At 42.9% G+C, this 17628-nt stretch carries 14 protein-coding genes; 6 read left to right on the top strand and 8 right to left on the bottom strand.

The features are described from left to right. Positions 1 to 94: 94 nt before the first annotated feature. From V7K67_RS00865 to V7K67_RS00850, 4 genes are all read right to left on the bottom strand, one after another. Complete coding sequence (locus tag V7K67_RS00865; RefSeq protein ID WP_334733075.1) at positions 95 to 1477, bottom strand: carotenoid oxygenase family protein; 1383 nt, start codon at positions 1475 to 1477, stop codon at positions 95 to 97. Between the two features lie 90 nt (positions 1478 to 1567). Beyond that, positions 1568 to 2017, bottom strand: coding sequence for an RpiB/LacA/LacB family sugar-phosphate isomerase (locus V7K67_RS00860; RefSeq protein WP_334733074.1), 450 nt, complete (start codon positions 2015 to 2017; stop codon positions 1568 to 1570). A 395-nt stretch (positions 2018 to 2412) separates the two neighbouring features. Continuing rightward, a complete protein-coding gene (locus tag V7K67_RS00855) occupies positions 2413 to 3996 on the bottom strand; it encodes an efflux RND transporter periplasmic adaptor subunit (protein WP_335164827.1) in 1584 nt (527 codons plus the stop codon). Between the two features lie 1342 nt (positions 3997 to 5338). After that, positions 5339 to 6628, bottom strand: a complete 1290-nt coding sequence (locus tag V7K67_RS00850) for a glycosyltransferase family 4 protein (protein WP_334733072.1) — start codon at positions 6626 to 6628, stop codon at positions 5339 to 5341. Between the two features lie 776 nt (positions 6629 to 7404). Here V7K67_RS00850 and glyS point away from each other — a divergent pair. Both glyS and murD read left to right on the top strand, forming a co-directional pair. Beyond that, complete coding sequence (gene glyS, locus V7K67_RS00845) at positions 7405 to 9558, top strand: glycine--tRNA ligase subunit beta (protein WP_335164825.1); 2154 nt, start codon at positions 7405 to 7407, stop codon at positions 9556 to 9558. Between the two features lie 84 nt (positions 9559 to 9642). Beyond that, positions 9643 to 11145 (top strand): UDP-N-acetylmuramoyl-L-alanine--D-glutamate ligase, encoded by a 1503-nt coding sequence (gene murD, locus V7K67_RS00840; protein ID WP_334733070.1) that lies wholly within the window; start codon positions 9643 to 9645, stop codon positions 11143 to 11145. Positions 11146 to 11393: 248 nt separating this feature from the next. Here murD and V7K67_RS00835 read toward each other — a convergent pair whose 3' ends face one another. The 3 genes from V7K67_RS00835 to V7K67_RS00825 all read right to left on the bottom strand — a co-directional run bounded on the left by V7K67_RS00835 (position 11394) and on the right by V7K67_RS00825 (position 13268). After that, a complete protein-coding gene (locus tag V7K67_RS00835; protein ID WP_334733069.1) occupies positions 11394 to 11576 on the bottom strand; it encodes a type II toxin-antitoxin system HicB family antitoxin in 183 nt (60 codons plus the stop codon). Between the two features lie 318 nt (positions 11577 to 11894). Continuing rightward, positions 11895 to 12503 (bottom strand): hypothetical protein, encoded by a 609-nt coding sequence (locus tag V7K67_RS00830; RefSeq protein WP_334733068.1) that lies wholly within the window; start codon positions 12501 to 12503, stop codon positions 11895 to 11897. A 177-nt stretch (positions 12504 to 12680) separates the two neighbouring features. Beyond that, complete coding sequence (locus V7K67_RS00825) at positions 12681 to 13268, bottom strand: thylakoid membrane photosystem I accumulation factor (protein WP_334733067.1); 588 nt, start codon at positions 13266 to 13268, stop codon at positions 12681 to 12683. Positions 13269 to 13416: 148 nt separating this feature from the next. Here V7K67_RS00825 and V7K67_RS00820 point away from each other — a divergent pair, with 148 nt between their 5' ends. From V7K67_RS00820 to V7K67_RS00805, 4 genes are all read left to right on the top strand, one after another. After that, the gene (locus V7K67_RS00820; RefSeq protein ID WP_335164821.1) at positions 13417 to 13554 is read left to right on the top strand and encodes a hypothetical protein; all 138 of its coding nucleotides are present in this window, start codon (positions 13417 to 13419) and stop codon (positions 13552 to 13554) included. Further along, a complete protein-coding gene (locus V7K67_RS00815; RefSeq protein ID WP_335164819.1) occupies positions 13545 to 13706 on the top strand; it encodes a hypothetical protein in 162 nt (53 codons plus the stop codon). Before V7K67_RS00820 ends, V7K67_RS00815 begins: the two co-directional genes overlap by 10 nt. A 94-nt stretch (positions 13707 to 13800) precedes the next feature. Next, complete coding sequence (locus tag V7K67_RS00810; RefSeq protein ID WP_334733066.1) at positions 13801 to 15138, top strand: Mur ligase family protein; 1338 nt, start codon at positions 13801 to 13803, stop codon at positions 15136 to 15138. 93 nt (positions 15139 to 15231) lie between these two features. Next, entirely contained in the window at positions 15232 to 16047 is an 816-nt protein-coding gene (locus V7K67_RS00805; RefSeq protein WP_334733065.1) for a type 1 glutamine amidotransferase, read from the top strand. Between the two features lie 116 nt (positions 16048 to 16163). Here V7K67_RS00805 and acsF read toward each other — a convergent pair whose 3' ends face one another. Continuing rightward, positions 16164 to 17240: a magnesium-protoporphyrin IX monomethyl ester (oxidative) cyclase gene (gene acsF, locus V7K67_RS00800; RefSeq protein ID WP_334733064.1), complete on the bottom strand. Its 1077-nt coding sequence runs from the start codon at positions 17238 to 17240 to the stop codon at positions 16164 to 16166. Between the last annotated feature and the right edge of the window lie 388 nt (positions 17241 to 17628).

Raw genomic sequence — 17628 nt, 5'->3', positions numbered from 1 at the left:
TAAACTTTGGATATCCACCTTTTTTACTAAAGAATCTAGAGAAAGAATCACCAAGATTATCGAAAGCGTATTGGGTGATTTTTTGGCAAATACCCTATTCCTGTGCAACCCAGGTCCCATGAAACCCATAAGGCACTCGCTGAGGAATTATCACCCGCGCTACAGGTTCAGTTGTTACATCTTGAGCATTCACTACTACTAATTCTGAAGTATCTTCACCCTCATCATGGACGAAAGTTATAAGCCAACCATCATCTTCAGCCGTTGCACCAGGACGCGGCGCAAACACAGCTTCACCGCCATAGCGTCCCTGTCCGAAGTTATGGGTTTGGGACTTTCCACTGCTGAAGTCGTACTTAATAATACCTTCAAATAAGGGTAGGGGATTGTTCGCCATTTTGTTACTGTAGCCATATTGGGTTTGTCGCCCCAATAGGTTTTCGTTAACGCGGGGAAATTCGGAAGCGACATCATCCAAAATTTCTTCACGCACTGTTCCCGTGCTGAGGTTGAATCGCCAGCGATACAAACGGGGGATATTTCCTTCTGGGTCAGGTTGTGAATCATCAGAACTCAAAATAGTAGTAGAACTCATGCGACAGGCAATCAGCACTACTTCGTCTCCGTCTTCGTAGGCGTTGAGGGTATGGAAGACGTAGCAAGCGGGACTCTCAAACCAGCGGATATTACTGTTGTCACCGTGACGTGGTAAAATCCCGAAGCGACTGGAGCGATCGCGCTCAAACATCATTATAGGTTCTCCCCGTTGCGCCCTTTCAAGATTAAAAGTCAGGGGCAAATCCATAAAAATGGTGTAGTTTTCAGTGATGGCGAAATCATGCATCATCACCCCTATTGGTAGGTCAATTGGCACTGTCCGCAACAGTTCGCCTTCTGCTGAAACCACACTATATTGCAGGTACGGTGGCACAAACAGAGAATAGCCAAAGAAGATCATTTCCCCTGTTACTGGGTCTACTTTGGGATGGGCTGTGAAGGGAGAAACCAGTTTGCCATTGTAGGTATACTCGCCAATGGTATCTAATTCAGGAAGCTTGATGGCGTGAGGTTTACCCCCCTCGTTCAGCGCCAACATCTGACCAGCGTGCCACACTAAGGCAGTGTTGGCGGTATTTTTGCGGGGGCCGTGGGGGTTATCCATTTGCGGTGGTTCTAACAATCCACTCCAGAGAGCCTTACCCGCTTCTCGTTCTTTTTTCCATCCGGTTGTCTGAATGTAGCGGTTACGATAAGTGGCTACGCTGTTGCTAATTTGCACACCATGCAACATCCCATCTCCATCAAACCAGTGATATTGACCGATGGGTGTCCATTGAGGGTTAGGGCCATTCCGTACAAACATCCCCGATAATTCAAGGGGTAATTCACCGATGACTGACAATTTGTCGGTGGTGATTTCTTCATGGATTGGAGCGAAGTTGCGATCGAGATAGGGATTGACTGCTATTGTTACCATTGTGCTGACTTAACTGTAAATTTGGGTTTGCCATTATGCCCACATAGAATTTTTGAAGCCGTTGTGGAATTTTTGCAATCGGTCTACAAATTAAACCTTTTCTTCTAGTTGTTTAATTCGTTTGATTTGCAGGAGGTTCCACTCATCTTCAGAAAAAGGTGTGCTAAACCAGGTATCTAATATTTCTTTAGCGATCGCTTCTGTAGTTGCACGTAAACTTAATACAAGAACGTTCGCATGATTCCAGATGCGGGCCCCGCGTGCCGTCTCAGCATCATGGCACAATGCTGCACGTATCCCAGAGACTTTATTGGCGGCTATAGATGCACCCGTACCAGTCCAACAAAAGACAATTCCCTCATCTGCTTTCTGGGTTGCTACCGCCGAAGCAACTTTACTACAGCTAACAGGCCAATCGATTTCAGGATCATTCTCGGTTAGAGAACCAAAGAGTATAACTTCATGCCCACGCTGCTTAAGTTCTTCTAGTACCCTATCAGTAAGGTTGGTGCGTTCATCACTGCCAATAGCAATTTTCATGCATTTCCCCTTTGAAATTAGTCTTCCCCATCCCCTCATACTACGATGTTTATAGGGGGAGCATCTCAACGAAAGCAAAAATATCGGGCGATTAGAAATCGCGGCTACACAAACTTTCGTCCGCCTACGCGGACTCAAAGAATTTGAAACCCACGAAGGTGGGTAAAGTCTCGTATAGCCAAGCCAGTGCAGTCTTCTCACATTGGGAGAGGCTAGCGCCTTTCCTTCTCTACGAGACGCTCCGCGTTCGCGGAGCGTCTCGTAGAGAAGGGGGTTTCCCCCATGAGCAACTGGCGCGCGAATTCCATTCGCCAGGGCAAGGTGTGTTTTTACACTCATTGAGATGCTCCCGTTTATAGGAGACAGGGAAGAGGAACATAGACGACAGGGAAAAATTAATTTTGACTACCCACTTCTTCTGGTGCAGGCTTGATGGGAGCGCCATTGGTTATGTTGAGAATACCGGAAACAACAATTTTGTCCCCAGCCTTTAATCCGTCAATAACTTGATAATTATTTCCCTCAATAACTCCCAATTTCACAGGTTTTTGTTGAGCGACTAAAGATGTTGCTGGCGCTCCAGATTGAGGCTTTTCCTGTGGTGCTTGAGCCACAAACACAAAAGTCTCCCCACCCAACCGAGATACTGCTGTAACTGGAATTAAGATTCCTGGACGTTCATCCCAGATCACTCTGGTTTGCACTGACTGAAGATTCAGCAGTCGATTTCTGAAATTGCTAAAGTTGGCTTTCACCAAAACTGTCTGCGAATCCGAACTGGCATTGGGGGAGATAAAACTGATCTTACCCGTTGATGTCGGTTTACCTTGGGCGTCCAGCATTTGCACAGGTAAGCCCAAGCGCAACTTTTTGGCTTGATTTAGGGGAATGGATATATCCAGATATAAAAAGTCGTTTTTGGTCAATGTGGTCAGTTGATCCCCTTGTCCTACATACTGCCCTACCCTGACTGGAATATTACCAACAATACCTGTGAAAGGAGCTAGGACTTTTGTATATTGCAGTTGGACTTGAGCCGACTGGACTTGAGCCGCTGCTTGGCTTACTTGCGATCGCCCTTGGGCAATATCTTCTGGGCGGTTGCCGTTCACCTGCTGCCTATAGTATTGCCTCTGTTGTTCTAAGGCAGCACCCAACTGTTGGATACTAGCAATTCTGCTTTTGCGGAGTTGCTCTAAGTTTTTCTGAGCTGCAACCAGGGCCGCTTCTGCACTAGCTTTGTTTTTCAGATATTCATCTAGGCTATCTTGAGAAGTTGCCCCTTCTTTTGTTAATTGTGCGTATCGCGTTGCTCGTGCTTGTGCTAGTACTAAGTCTGATTTGGCGGAATTAACTTGAGCTTCAGCCTGCTGAATTTGCTGTGGTAGCGATCCAGATACGGCATCTTGATATTTTGCTTCGGCTTGATCTAACTGGGCTTTGGCTTGGAAAATTACTTCTCTTCGAGTCCCTGCTTTGAGTTCAGCAAGATTTGCTTGTGCTTGTTCTAGTGCTGCTTGTTTTTGTCGTAGCTGGGCAAGGGCATCATCAATTTGTAGGCTAATAATGACATCCCCTTGTTGAACACGCTTGCCCTCTTTGATGTAAATCTGGGTAATTCGCCCTCCAACTTGGGGCTTGATTGGTACAGATAGTGGTGCTTCTAAGGAGCCAATAAACTCCGAACTTTCCTGTACAGTTTCATTTTCTACAGTTGCTAACTTGACAGGGATTGCTGGTTGCCCAGCACCGACTCCAGCCGCAGGTGCATTCCTAGCGTTACTAGTTTGCCACCAGCGCCAACCAAAACCAACACCTGCAACTAACAGGATAATTCCCAATATTAGGGGCCAACGCCGTTTTTGAGGTGGCTTTGGCGATCGCTGTGGCAATGGTTGCGATTCTTGATTAGGATCGGTAACAGCAGGCTGTTCTACTTCAATCGGCAGGGGAGAGTCAGGGAACTGAGGATTGGACATCTTCGTTTTCTCGTCTTGTGGATTTAGACTTGGGCAATCTACTCTTCGCTAAAAAAGCATTATTTTGAATAGTTTTTTAGCCCTTTTTCTCGATGTTGGTGACAAAATTTTTGGGTATTTGGGCGATCGCTCACGATGTCTAGCACCTAAAACGAACTAATATCATCTAGCACACTATGGTCTTTTTGTACATTACTTAACTCCAATCCTTTTTTAAATTGTAATTTATAAAACTTTTCTCACTAGTAAAAACTCAGTGCCTTGTCTCAGAGAAAAAGCACAATTCATCTTGTTGCAGGCAACCAAATGAAATCCCTGTCTCCTTCAATGGTGAAGTGCTAATACCACGCACAAATAGATCCACAAAAGTTTACATGTAGTATTTAGAACCTTAGTCTAGTGTGGTAGATATATCGCTAAAACGCAGGATACCGTGAAGCAACATACTCGCGGAACTATCTACAGATGCTTTCATATCTATATCTGAAGATACTGTGTCTGGCTCTTGACTTTTTCGCAAGTACACAATCATCTGTGCGCGCAGTGATTTTTTAGTTTCGTATAAGATCCAGAAAGGCGGACTGGGGATGTCGCTTCGCTTCTGCAATCAATGTCCAAATTAGGTTTTCATGCTCCTCCACCATCTGGTTGCAAGGCCTTGGATAATTCTTGAAGTCAATGTACAGACTTTGAGTCTACTCATCGTAATAGGCTACAGCTTGAGACTGTAAAGCGATCGCTTAGGTAATCACAAGTTAGTGGTTGCTCTTTGTTCTGGTAAATGACGAAATAAAGTTACTTTAGTGAACATAGCAACACGAGCAATTTCTTGCGTTTTAGCTTAGATTAAACCTACTGTTGCAGACACCTCAGTTGTCGTCTTAATCAAGGTTGCAGGAATTTTTGCCATCCTTGATGTTAAGTTTTCTATGAGTGTTTGCAAGCACTTGCTTGCATTATAACCACATTAGTATATAAGTCACAGATGAGTTTATCGTTCTTAAGTTGTAGTGAATAACGATCTTAAGGAAGAAAAGAGTATGGAGCGATGCCTTCTCTATGAGACACTCCCCATAGCTTGCTTCCCCGTAGGGGTTAGGTGGGCTATGCCTACATTGATTAATTCAGCTTTATTCATCAAGGTTGAAAGTTTCATCAAGTTATCCTCACCAAGAACGACGTGCAATCAATTAGTGTTCTCTAGAGTCCTATTTTTGAGCAATCTTAACTTCCTACAGTTAGTTCACCCGATCGGTTGATTCACAACTCACCCGAATGGGTGATTTAATTTATCCAAATTAGGGTATTGGCTGTGTAGACAATCCCCAATCCCCAATCCCCTTCACCCATCCACAACTGATTTATTGGAATCCAATTTCGGAAAGATCCCCATAGTTGATTTGTGGTTAGTAACAATGTGAGAAAGAAGCAACTCATACCGATCGAGTGCTTGTTCCAAGGAATAGTTTTCTTCGGCAAACTGTCTTCCTTCGTTGCCTAGCCTTGCTCCTAGAGCAGGATTAGTATATAAATCATGCACCGCAGCTGCCATTGCATGGGGTGATTCCGGCTCAACAATTATCCCACCACCACTGAGTTCGAGCGCTCTAGCAGCAGTACCAGTGGCGGGAACTGAACCCACAATCGGGCGACCACTCGCCAATAGCAATGGTATTTTTGAAGGCATATTGAACGAAATCACATTGCACTTTTGCACAATTAGTCCTACATCAGATGCCGCTAGCATTTCGGGTAGTTTTTCTCGTGGCTGCAAAGGTAGCAGCAAAACATTATCTGCTCCATTTAATAGACAATATTCCTGCAATCTTTGTAATGCTCTTGATTCGCCAACGATTACAAAGACAATATCCTTAATATGACGCAAGCAAACTGCTGCTTCTATTACTGTTTCAAGACCTTGTGTTAGAGCAATATTGCCCGAATAAAGTACTACAAATTTATCATCCAGTTGATGGTTAGATATCCAAGAGTTGTTCACTTTGGGTAAAGGCCGGATGAAATTTAAATTCACCCAATTGGGAATACAAACAATTTTATTAATAGGTACTCCTTTATTCACTAAGTTATCGCCAAACCCGTCGGCGATGACACTAATAGTGTGTGCAGTCTGATATGCGAATTTCTCTAGGGCTGTAAGAGTTCGGATCATCCACTTGTTTTTCAATAGCCCGATACGTATAGCGGCTTCTGGTAGAATGTCTTGCACATTCAGAACTACTGGGCAGTTGTATAACCAGCCAAATATTGTTGCTGGCAACGTACCTAATAGAGGTGGAATTGTTAAGAGAATCACATCGGGGCGTCCACCTTTAAAGGCTTGGGGTAAGCTGGTGAAAACAAAGCTCAACTCTAGTAACAGCCGATCTACGAGGTTAGGTTTGGATTTAATTCGGAGGTAACTTCGCGCAATTGTGACACCATTTTTTTGTTCAGTAAGATACCACTTACCCCGATACCCATCATAAATTTCGCGCTGAGGATAGTTGGGCATTCCCGTAATCACTCGCACTTCATGACCTCGCTTTACTAATCCTTCTGCCAATTCAGTCATTAACGGGGCAATTCCAATTGGCTCTGGATGATAGTTGTAGGAATAAATCAGAATGTGCATGAGCTATTTGTGAATTGCGTGAAGATAGTCTGAGATGATCGGATTTATTCCTTTATAGCCAGTACAGGCTGCTACTTTTATTACTTATTTTAAGTTGTAAGATTGCTTGATTAAAGTTGCGTTAAGTAAATGGTAAAACTTAAATCAAACTATGTATTTTGCAATGCAAACTTAATTAAATTGGATTGTAGTAAGCGGCTCCAGTCCTATTTTAAAAGCTAGAGCCGATTACTACAGACCTTTAATTATTCATACTGACTTACTTAAACATTGTTTATGAATTTTATTAGTGGTTTTTAAAAGAAAGTTTTTGTACTGAATAATAAAATTCAAAATCAAAACATCATTTTGTGTAAGCAGGTTAGGTTCCTATAGACATAGGCTTTAATAATTTTTGGTGATTATGACAATAGTTGATCTAGTTGTTTCTGAACTAATGTCTAAACTTACACTTGGGGGATTGTAGCATTATATTCACGGTTGTGCATATAACCCTCATTCCGCCTTTTAAACTGGCACACGAAGTATTTTTAACCAAGTCATAAGTATTGTGTTCATTGTGGAGCATCTCACTTTTTTGAATAGTGAAAAGACTTTCCACAAGGGCAGCAGTGTGTATTGGTGTCAACTTAAGACCTGGCGATTTGCATAAAATGCCAAGTTTATCCAACAAACCTTCTACCGCAAGCTAGAACTGCCCTCTAGCTAAAAATCACGAGCGATCGCCTGAGAATAACTGATAAAGTTGAGCTACGCAAAGTTGAAAACAGTGTTATATGCCTGGGTTTCTATTAGAAGTTGGTACAGAAGAACTACCTGCAAGTTTTCTCAGTGATGCTTTAGTGCAATGGCAGGAACGCATTCCCCAAAGCTTGGAAGCAAACAGCCTCAAGGGCGCAAGTGTCCAGGTGTACGGTACTCCCCGGCGGTTGGCGGTATTAATTACAGGGCTACCATCGCAGCAACCAGACCGAGAAGAAGAAATTAAAGGGCCCCCCGCCCAAGCAGCCTTTAAAGATGGTCAGCCGACAGCAGCAGCAGCAGGCTTTGCCAAAAAGCAAGGTGTGGAACTGGATGCACTATCTGTTCGCCCCACTGATAAAGGGGAATTTGTCTTTGTTCTCAAAAAAATTCCCGGTCGTCCGGTGGCAGAAATTTTGACAGAACTTGTTCCTCAGTGGATTTGGGGTTTAGAGGGTAAGCGGTTGATGCGTTGGGGTAATGGGGATGCGAGGTTTTCTCGACCAATTCGTTGGCTGGTAGCTTTGTTAGATGAGATAGTGCTGCCTCTAGAATTAGTGAATGGTTCTAAAACGGTTCAGAGCGATCGCATTTCCCAAGGTCATCGGGTTTTACATCCTGAACCTGTGACAATTACCCAGGCTACTGATTATGTTACCGCCCTCAAGTCTGCCTATGTCAACGTTGACCCAGAAGAACGGGCAAATCTGATTAAAGAGCAAGTAAATACAGTAGCACAGAATTTAGGTGGGTATACAGTAATTTACCCCGATTTGTTAGCGGAAGTAACCAACCTTGTAGAATATCCTTCCGCAGTTGTCGGGAAATTTGAACCAGAATTTTTGGAATTGCCAACTGAAGTAATTACTGAAGTTATGGTTACTCATCAGCGTTATTTTCCCGTATTCAAACCAGGGAGTTTTGAGCAAGAATTATTGCCCAATTTCATCACCATTTCTAACGGCGACCCGAAAAAATCAGATATTGTTGCCGTCGGGAATGAAAGGGTAATTCGTGCCAGATTAGCTGATGGCAGATTTTTCTACGAAGCTGATTTAACTAAGCCAATAGATAGCTTTTTACCCCAGTTAGAAAAAGTCACTTTCCAAGAAGAATTGGGTTCAGTGCGTGCCAAGGTAGATAGAGTAGTTCAAATTGCCGAACAAATTAGCAATCAATTAGAACTAGCGGAAAATCAAAGCCAAAGAATCCAACGTGCTGCTTTATTATGTAAAGCAGATTTGGTGACACAAATGGTGTATGAATTCCCTGAGTTGCAAGGCATTATGGGAGAAAAATATGCCTTAGCTAGTGGTGAAGATGCCGAAGTAGCAAAAGCAATTTATCAACATTATTTGCCAAAGGGAGCCGGTGATATTTTACCTGGAACACTCACAGGTAAAATTGTCGGTTTGGCAGATAGATTAGATACCTTAGTGAGTATCTTTGGTTTAGGTTTAATCCCCTCTGGTTCCTCTGATCCCTTTGCCTTACGACGTGCGGCTAATGCTGTAGTGAAAATTGTTTGGTTTGATAACTTGCCGATAAATTTAGATGATTTATTGAAGCAGATAGCAACAGATTTTGCAGCTAAATATCACAAAGAACAGGGATCATTAACCACAGGTTTACAAGAATTTTTCTTGCAACGCATCCGCACTTTACTACAAGAAGAAAAGCAGATTGATTACGACTTGGTAAATGCAGTTTTGGGAGAAAATGACCCAGAATACACAGAACGGACGTTAAAAGATTTATTGGATGTACGCGATCGCGCCTTATACTTACAACAAATCCGCAACGACAGTACCTTAGATAACATCTACGAAACCGTTAACCGTTCCACACGATTAGCCGCCCAAGGTGATTTGGATCCAAAACAGCTAGAACCAACAACCGTAGTTCGTCAAGAACTATTTCAAAAGCCCTCTGAGAGTGCTTTGTATAATGCGCTAATCGAATCAGTACCACAAACTCAAGCAGCACAGCAGACACGAAATTATCAACTATTAGTAGCAGCACTCACAAAAATTGCTCCAGCAGTTAGTAACTTCTTTGATGGCCCAGATAGCGTTTTAGTTATGGACTCCGATCCAGAAATTAAGCGTAATCGGTTACATCTGCTGGGATTAGTTCGCAATCATGCCCGTGTTTTGGCTGACTTTGGTGCGATCGTTAAAAATCTGTAGCGTAGGTTAACAAAAACTGGTGTAATTTTTGCCAATAAACGCTAGTATAGGGAGTGCTTAACCAGGGACACTCTGCTGCAATCTATGCCTAGAGCTACTGTTATTGGATTGGGAAAGTCCGGTGTTGCTGCGGCGAGATTGTTGAAACGGGAAGGTTGGGAGGTAGAGCTGAGTGATGGCAACACCTCCGAAACCCTCCTAGAACAACAAAAACAACTCGCTGCCGAGCAAATAACCGTAAAACTCGGCCAATCTCTAGAATTAAATGGTGCTAATTTACCCCAATTAATAGTTGTTAGTCCGGGCGTGCCTTGGAATATTCCCGTGTTAGTTGAGGCACGTCAATTAGGTATTGAAACCATTGGCGAAATGGAACTCGCTTGGCGAAATTTACAATCACTACCTTGGGTAGGAATTACTGGTACTAATGGCAAAACTACTACCACAGCTTTAATTGCTGCCATTTTCCAAGCAGCAAAACTAAATGCACCTGCCTGCGGTAACATCGGCTATGCCGCTTGTGATGTTGCCCTATCTTGGAGGGGACAGGGTACAGGGGAGGTAGGGGAAGCATTTGATAATTCCTCACTCCTAACTCCTAACTCTTCACTCGATTGGGTGATTGCGGAAGTTAGTAGCTATCAAATAGAGTCTTCGAGTTCTCTTGCTCCCCGGATCGGAGTTTGGACGACTTTCACACCGGATCATCTCAGTCGCCATCAGACTTTAGAGAACTATTACAACATCAAAGCAAAATTATTACGTCAGTCTGAGTTGCAAGTATTCAATGGCGATGATGCCTACTTGAGCCAGCTAGGTTTAAGTGCTTGGCCTGATGCCTATTGGACAAGCGTCAGAGGAAAAGATTTTCTGATTAGCGAAAAAGGCTTTTACATTGAAGATGGCTGGGTTGTGGAAAAATTGACTGCAACCTCTGCACCAGAAGCGATTGTGAAAGTATCTACCTTGCGAATGGTGGGAGAACATAACCAGCAAAATCTGTTGATGGCAGTAGCAACAGCAAGATTAGCGGGAATCAATCGTGATGCCATCGCACTTGCAATTCGAGAATTTCCTGGTGTTGCCCATCGTTTGGAGCATATCTGCACTTGGGAAGGTATCGACTTCATTAACGACAGCAAAGCTACTAACTACGATGCTGCTGAAGTTGGTTTAGCATCCGTTAACAGTCCAGCGATTTTAATTGCTGGTGGAGAAGCCAAAGCAGGTGATGACACTGGCTGGTTAGCAAAAATTCAAACCAAAACTGCTGCTGTGTTATTGATTGGTTCTGCTGCACCCGCATTTGCTAAACGTCTGCAAGAGGTAGGATATCATAACTACCAGATTGTGGAAACTATGGAAAGGGCAGTTCCCAAGTCGGCAGAATTAGCCAAGCAGTATGAAGCGCCTGTGGTATTGCTATCTCCGGCTTGCGCGAGTTTTGATCAGTACCCAAATTTTGAGGTGCGGGGCGATCGTTTCCGTCATCTATGCCTTGCTTGGGCAGGAGGCTGGAAACCTGCCAAAGTAGAATTTCCAGAGTTTGAAAACTCTACTCAAGAGTCCATAGTTCAAAGTCGATAAGCATTGTTTGTCAACAAGTTCTTAGTAAGGAGTTTAGTCTTTATTTTCTAAGCACTAAAGTCTTTACTACAAACTCTCAAAACTAACTTTACAAAATATCTATAGGAATCCGGTTTGATTTTTGAACAAAATTAAGTATTTGTAGGGTGTGTTAGCGTTTCGCGTAACGCACCCTACGTATCTGTTCAAAAATCAAATAGTAGTCCTATAGAAGGATTGTTTAGTGCTAATTTAGTAGTTTTAAATTATTATATTTTGCTGTAGTTTGCAACTTCAACCTCATGAGCAATGCTTGTAGGTTTAGGAATAGGTAAACCATCTTCTAGCATTCCTTCTATATGAAATTCAATAGCTTCTGCAATCATCTGCTTGACTTCTTCTAAAGTTTCACCCACAGCGACACAACCTGGTAAATCAGGGACATACAGCACTTCCGGCAGCTATGAGGTACATCCTCAAATCTGAAAGCTTTGATAGGAGAGGGCAAGGAGAAAAACTGTATTTCATAATAGCCGGAAGCGCTATAAGCGCCGTAGCTAGTTGCTCCCTTTTCAATCACAACTGTATAATGCATCAGTCTTCCTCCAATTGAGCTTGTCTCCAGATATTTTTCAGAGTACCAATTGGCACATCCACATTTGGTTTACTAGCCACTGTTACAGATAGAGTGCCTTATTAAGAAAGCAAAGTAAACGTAATTCTATCCGTCATTTTGTCGTTCTTTTCAGCATTGCTACCCAACACATCAATCAACCAATAGGGCGATTTCCGGGATTGACTGCATGAATATATTCACTACCCGATCGCGGTCTTCCTCGTTTATAATAAGCTTCTTCTGGTTTACCCCATCCTAGCTGCAAAATCATTTCCAAAAAGCTAGAATTTTCCCACTTGCACAAACTTGCCCATTCTGTTCTTTGAACAATTCTTTCTACATCAGATGTGACAATTTGTTGATGTTGTTTACTATTATTGAAACTTAAGTATAAGTCCATCCCGATAGTGACTTCATACCAAAATTCTACGATGGAATTTTTAGCGGCTTTTAATATCTCTAAGTCACCATTGAGGGCAATTAACTCAGTATCTATTTCGGGATAGTACAAGTTTTTTTCTTTAACTGTCAATTCCCGCCAGATAATACCGGAAACTCGATTTTCTTTCTGATACTCGTGAATTGCAGTTTTGAAATCTTGATAAGCAGTAAATTTTTGCAGCCCATCAGTACTGATAAACTGGTCAATTACAGGATTGCCAGAGACTGTTATTTCTAATTTTAGACGTTTTCCTTTGAGGCAAGCTTGGCGTTCGGCTGCCAAAATTTGAATTAGTTCTTGGGTGGTGTAAACCTTTGACATCAGAATACACTCTATTTAGTCATTGGTCATTGGTCATTAGTCATTAGTCATTAGTCAGTTGTTACGGACTTATAGACTATAGATTAACTTTCTAATCATTATGCTTTGACATCGGCGGCAATGTAGTAACAGATATCACTAAAAATTAGGGCAGACCAATTTGGTCTACCCCATAAGTTATTTAGCTAACTCACTGCTAAACTCATTAAAGGCTCGCCGTTTTAGCTGTGCTGTTTCAGTGCGTGGTAATAAATCAAAGATTTTGCGAAATTGATCGTCTATCTCTTCAAAAGGTACTTGACCTTTTTTATTCAAAACTACCTCACCTGATTTATTAAACACCAGGACTTGAGGAACAGCCCCAGAATAGTAATATCCTACTTCTGTAGGATCGTAAGTCTGTTTGGGCGGAATCGTATCTATATTAATTGGGATAATCTCTGCTACCCGACCATAGAATTCCTGTACCCGTGAAATGGAAATAGCATATCTTTTGGAATCGCTGCTGTCATCTACGTAAAAGGCCAAAAATACGGGTTTATGTTCCGCTAAAGTCTGTGCTAGTGACTGTCTGGGAGGAACCAAGGAGCCATTGCCAGCATAAACGACAAAGATGTTGCCGTCATATAAATCATTATTAAGACCAGCAGATGCAGGCTGCATACTTATAATGAAAAGACTTGCAAGCAACAACAGGCCTTTGGACAACCACCTTCGCCAGCCAGTAATTTGTTTATGTAAAAAAAGAAATTTTGTGCTATTCATCAAAAGGAACCTTGCAAGCTACTACTTGTCGTGAGTTTGTACTGAATTCGGCAAACTGGGTTGGATATGTAATTACGCCCACGCACTATTTTTTAAGATAACGCCTACTGAGATTATCTCTCGTAAGTGGAAAGTTGGGAGTAGGGAGATGAGGGAGATAGGGGAGATGAGGGAGATGAGGGAGATAGGGGAGATGAGGGAGATGGGGGAGATAGGGGAGATGAGGGAGATGAGGGAGATGGGGGAGATGGGGGAGATGGGGGAGATGGGGGAGATGTGGGAGTAAATTCTTCCTCATCCTCCTCATCCTCCTCATCCTCCTCATCCTCCTCATCCTCCTCATCCTCCTCATCCCCCTCATCCCCCTCATCCCCGTCATCCCCGTCATCCCCGTCATCCCCCTCATCCCCGTCATCCCCCTCATCCCCTTTTTCGTAATGTCAAGGCTGGCTTTTTCAGCTAGGATTCGCTAAACTCACAAGATTAAATTTGCACTTTTAATTAGCAACTGCCAGAAGACTAGGGTAAAGATGTGGGAAACAAAATACAATTCATCGATAGGCTGCGATTGGGTTTCGCGGTGTCAGTGGCAAAGAGTGTGACATTTATTGTGCGATCGCTCCGTCTCGGTGCTGCTAGTGTATTACCAGGCTCGATTGCTCGTCGCATTGAACCCCGCCTTTTACAATTATTGAGTCAGCAAGTTAAAAACGGAGTGATTTTAATTGCTGGTACTAACGGCAAAACTACTACAGCGCTGCTTTTATGCACGATACTAGAACGCAAGGGTTTTCGTGTCACTCATAATTCTACAGGTGCAAATCTGGAAAATGGCTTGATGACGGCGCTGTTGGAAAGCACTAACTTACTAGGTACGCTAAATACTGATTACGCCATTTTGGAAGTTGACGAAAATATTGTACCGAAAGTATTAGCACCACTCCAGCCACAAATCATTCTCTGTTTAAACTTGTTCCGCGACCAACTCGATAGGTACGGGGAAGTAGATACAATTAGTAAGCGTTGGACAAAAGTTATTTCTACACTACCAGCAGAAACGGTAGTAATTCCCAATGCTGATGACCCAACTTTATCTAACCTCGGTCAGCAGTTACCCCAACGGGTGTTATTCTTTGGCTTGAATGAACCAGAACATTATCTAGAAGCAATTCCTCATGCTGTTGATTCTATTTATTGTCCAAAATGTGGGCATTCTCTAGATTACAAAGGTGTTTATTTGTCTCATTTGGGAGATTTTACTTGTCCCAAGTGTGGTTTTACTAAAAGTAAACCGACTCTCGAAAGTAATGAATGGTCGCAAATTTTAGTTGGTTTGTACAACAAATATAATACTTTAGCGGCTGCTACTGCGGCTATCGAATTGGGAGTTGATGAAGTAACAATTAGAGATACTATTAACAATTTCCAAGCTGCTTTTGGCCGTACGGAAGATTTAGTAATTAATGGTAAACGAGTGCGAATATTGTTATCAAAAAATCCTGTGGGAACGAATGAAACCATTCGCGTAGTTACTCAAAGCACAGATAAAACCACACTGCTGGTATTGAACGATCGCACACCCGATGGCACTGATGTATCCTGGATTTGGGACGTAGACACCGAGAAATTAGTCGAACGCGGCGGGACTTTAGTAGTGAGTGGCGATCGCGTCTATGATATGGCACTACGTCTACGTTACAGCCAAAAGTCCACCGAGAGTAACTTAAATTTAATAGTCGAAGAAGATTTACGACAAGCGATCGCAACTGCATTAGAGCATACACCAGAGAATGAAACTCTGCATATTCTACCTACCTACTCAGCCATGCTAGAAGTGCGAGAAGTCTTAATTGGTCGGAAAATTCTTTAAATTTGTCATTGGGCATTGGGCATTGGTTATTCTCCCCCAGTCCCCAGTTCCCAGTCCCCAGTCCCCAGTCCCCAGTCCCCAATCCCCAAATTTATGAGTTCTCAAAATTTAGAATTAACAATAGGTTGGCTTTATCCAACACTGATGAGTACCTATGGCGATCGCGGTAATGTAATTACTATAGAACGTCGCGCTCAATGGCGGGGATACGATGTGAAAGTGTTACCCCTAGATCAAAATTCCATAGCCGCAGATATTAAAACTGTAGATGTAATCGTTGGTGGTGGCGCACAAGATCGTCAGCAAGAGATTGTCATGCGTGATTTGCAAGGTGCGAAAGCTGATGCAATGCGGGACAAAATCGAAAATGGCACACCGGGAGTATTTACTTGTGGTTCACCTCAATTACTGGGACATTATTATGAACCAGGCTTGGGACAACGAATTGATGGTTTGGGAATACTCGATTTAGTTTCTGTGCATCCTGGTGAAAATACTAAGCGCTGTATTGGCAACTTGGTCATTGAAGTGACAGCCTCACGTCTGGCGCGGGATTTACAAGAGATGACGGGTACTACACCATATTTGGTAGGCTTTGAAAATCACGGTGGGCGTACCAAACTGGGAAAAGTGGAAGCTTTGGGGCGAGTGGTGTACGGTTTGGGAAATAATGGTGAAGATGGGACAGAAGGAGCATTTTATCAGAATGCGATCGCTACTTATTCTCACGGCCCTTTATTACCGAAAAATCCCTTTGTCGCCGATTGGTTAATTCAAACAGCACTGCGGCTGAAGTATGACGAAGCGATCGCATTACAACCTTTAGATGATAATCTTGCTGTACAAGCTCGAGAAGCAATGTTTAAGCGGTTGAAAGTAAGTTTACCAAGTGCTGCTGCGAAAGTTTAACGTATCTAACTGCTTAGACTTATTGACAAGTAATACCCTTTAGGGTAGTGTCTTAAACAAAAAAGTGGTTCTGCAATCAGCAGAACCACTAAAGCTTTCGCAAACCTGTTATATAGTTAACGAACTGCTCCTTGATAAGAAACAGTATCAATTGGTTTCATTAGGTATAGCCGCAATAACTGCCAGCCATTGGAGATGTAAAGCGGTAGTTTTTGCAAGAATTGCAGGAATTTGGGAGTGTTGGAATTAGCGATTGCACCCAGTTTCTCATTATTGCTTATACAAATGTCCAAGCGCTGATAAAATTCTGGATTCTCTACATCCAGCATCAGCGGGAACACCCTACCTGCATTCTCGTTGGTCTTCTGAATTACATGGATATCGTATTCTCGTGCATCCAGTCCAAGGGTGGCATAAAAGTCCTTGCGTTGGATGTCATTGAGATACATAGTCGCAAACACCGACAATAGGAAGAACCGACTCCACAGCCGTGCTTTCCAATCATTCAACATTTGCGGCTGAGATTTCATAATCGCATCAAAGAAATCGCCGTGACGGTTTTCATCTTGACACCAGTTTTCAAAGAACCGGAAGATTGGATAAACCCGGTCTTCGGGATGTGTTTCTAAATGGCGATAAATGGTGATATAGCGCCAATAACCAATCTTTTCAGAAAGATAAGTGGCGTAGAAGATGAATTTCGGTTTGAAGAAAGTATAACTGCGGCTCTTAGTCAAAAACCCTAAATCTAGGGATAGATTAAAGTCCGACAAAGCTTTGTTCAAAAAGCCAGCGTGACGTGCTTCATCCCGTGACATCAGGTTAAAACACTCTGCCAAAACGGGGCTTTTGCCTTTCAAGCGACGACCAAGTTCTTTGTACAGCAAAAAGCCGGAAAACTCTGCTGTACAGGAACGTTCTAGAAATTCAACGAACAATCGGCGAGTTTCTCCGTCAATATGATCCCAAGATTGTTCAAACTCGGCATCCCGAACAAAGTGGTGGCGGTTGTAGTCAGTGCGGAACTCTTCGAGAATGGCTTGTAACTCGTCTTCGTTGACGGAGATATCCATCCGTGCCATTTCATCAAAATCGGTAGTATAAAACCGAGGTGTTAACAGGGTTTCTTTTGCCGGGACTTTAATCCCTGGCCGGATTTCTTCAAAGCCTGGTTTTTTGAGGGAATCTACCATGTCTTGATTGCTCTTTCGTCTTTATTATCTTAAGTAGACCTTTCGGGTGACGCTCTTACGTCCCTACCGCTACGCTAACGGTAGTTCCTCATGGGGGAAACCCCTTTGGCGCTAGCCTCTCCCTTTGGGAGAAGACCGGACTGCCTTACCAGAAAGCCAAGGGTAATTGCTCTGGCAAACCGTAACAGCCCATAATAATCCAATTGTATAAAGTTCAGTCTACCAAGGTGCGGGTTAGAAACTTATAAGCAAAACATTAAGAGTTGCAACAATAATTCAATGTTTGAGGGATCAATAATCGCAGATTGGTAGTTAAGCAAAGGTAGTTTTAGCGATCGCCATTGTTTCGATTCAGTAAAGCAACACGCACTTTTTGTATCTAAAAAAC

This window comes from Nostoc sp., from assembly GCF_036917155.1.
Classification (GTDB): domain Bacteria; phylum Cyanobacteriota; class Cyanobacteriia; order Cyanobacteriales; family Nostocaceae; genus Nostoc.
The sequence above is the reverse complement of the archived record's forward strand: the minus strand, read 5'-3'. Positions and strand labels throughout refer to the sequence as shown.

Excerpts from the sequence above, each read along its gene's own strand:
- V7K67_RS00850 (WP_334733072.1), bottom strand. The coding sequence starts at position 6,628 with ATGCACATTCTGATTTATTCCTACAACTATCATCCAGAGCCAATTGGA.
- V7K67_RS00805 (WP_334733065.1), top strand. The coding sequence starts at position 15,232 with ATGAGTTCTCAAAATTTAGAATTAACAATAGGTTGGCTTTATCCAACA.
- V7K67_RS00830 (WP_334733068.1), bottom strand. The coding sequence starts at position 12,503 with ATGTCAAAGGTTTACACCACCCAAGAACTAATTCAAATTTTGGCAGCC.
- murD (WP_334733070.1), top strand. The coding sequence starts at position 9,643 with ATGCCTAGAGCTACTGTTATTGGATTGGGAAAGTCCGGTGTTGCTGCG.
- V7K67_RS00820 (WP_335164821.1), top strand. The coding sequence starts at position 13,417 with ATGAGGGAGATAGGGGAGATGAGGGAGATGAGGGAGATAGGGGAGATG.
- V7K67_RS00825 (WP_334733067.1), bottom strand. The coding sequence starts at position 13,268 with ATGAATAGCACAAAATTTCTTTTTTTACATAAACAAATTACTGGCTGG.
- V7K67_RS00855 (WP_335164827.1), bottom strand. The coding sequence starts at position 3,996 with ATGTCCAATCCTCAGTTCCCTGACTCTCCCCTGCCGATTGAAGTAGAA.
- acsF (WP_334733064.1), bottom strand. The coding sequence starts at position 17,240 with ATGGTAGATTCCCTCAAAAAACCAGGCTTTGAAGAAATCCGGCCAGGG.
- V7K67_RS00865 (WP_334733075.1), bottom strand. The coding sequence starts at position 1,477 with ATGGTAACAATAGCAGTCAATCCCTATCTCGATCGCAACTTCGCTCCA.
- glyS (WP_335164825.1), top strand. The coding sequence starts at position 7,405 with ATGCCTGGGTTTCTATTAGAAGTTGGTACAGAAGAACTACCTGCAAGT.
- V7K67_RS00860 (WP_334733074.1), bottom strand. The coding sequence starts at position 2,017 with ATGAAAATTGCTATTGGCAGTGATGAACGCACCAACCTTACTGATAGG.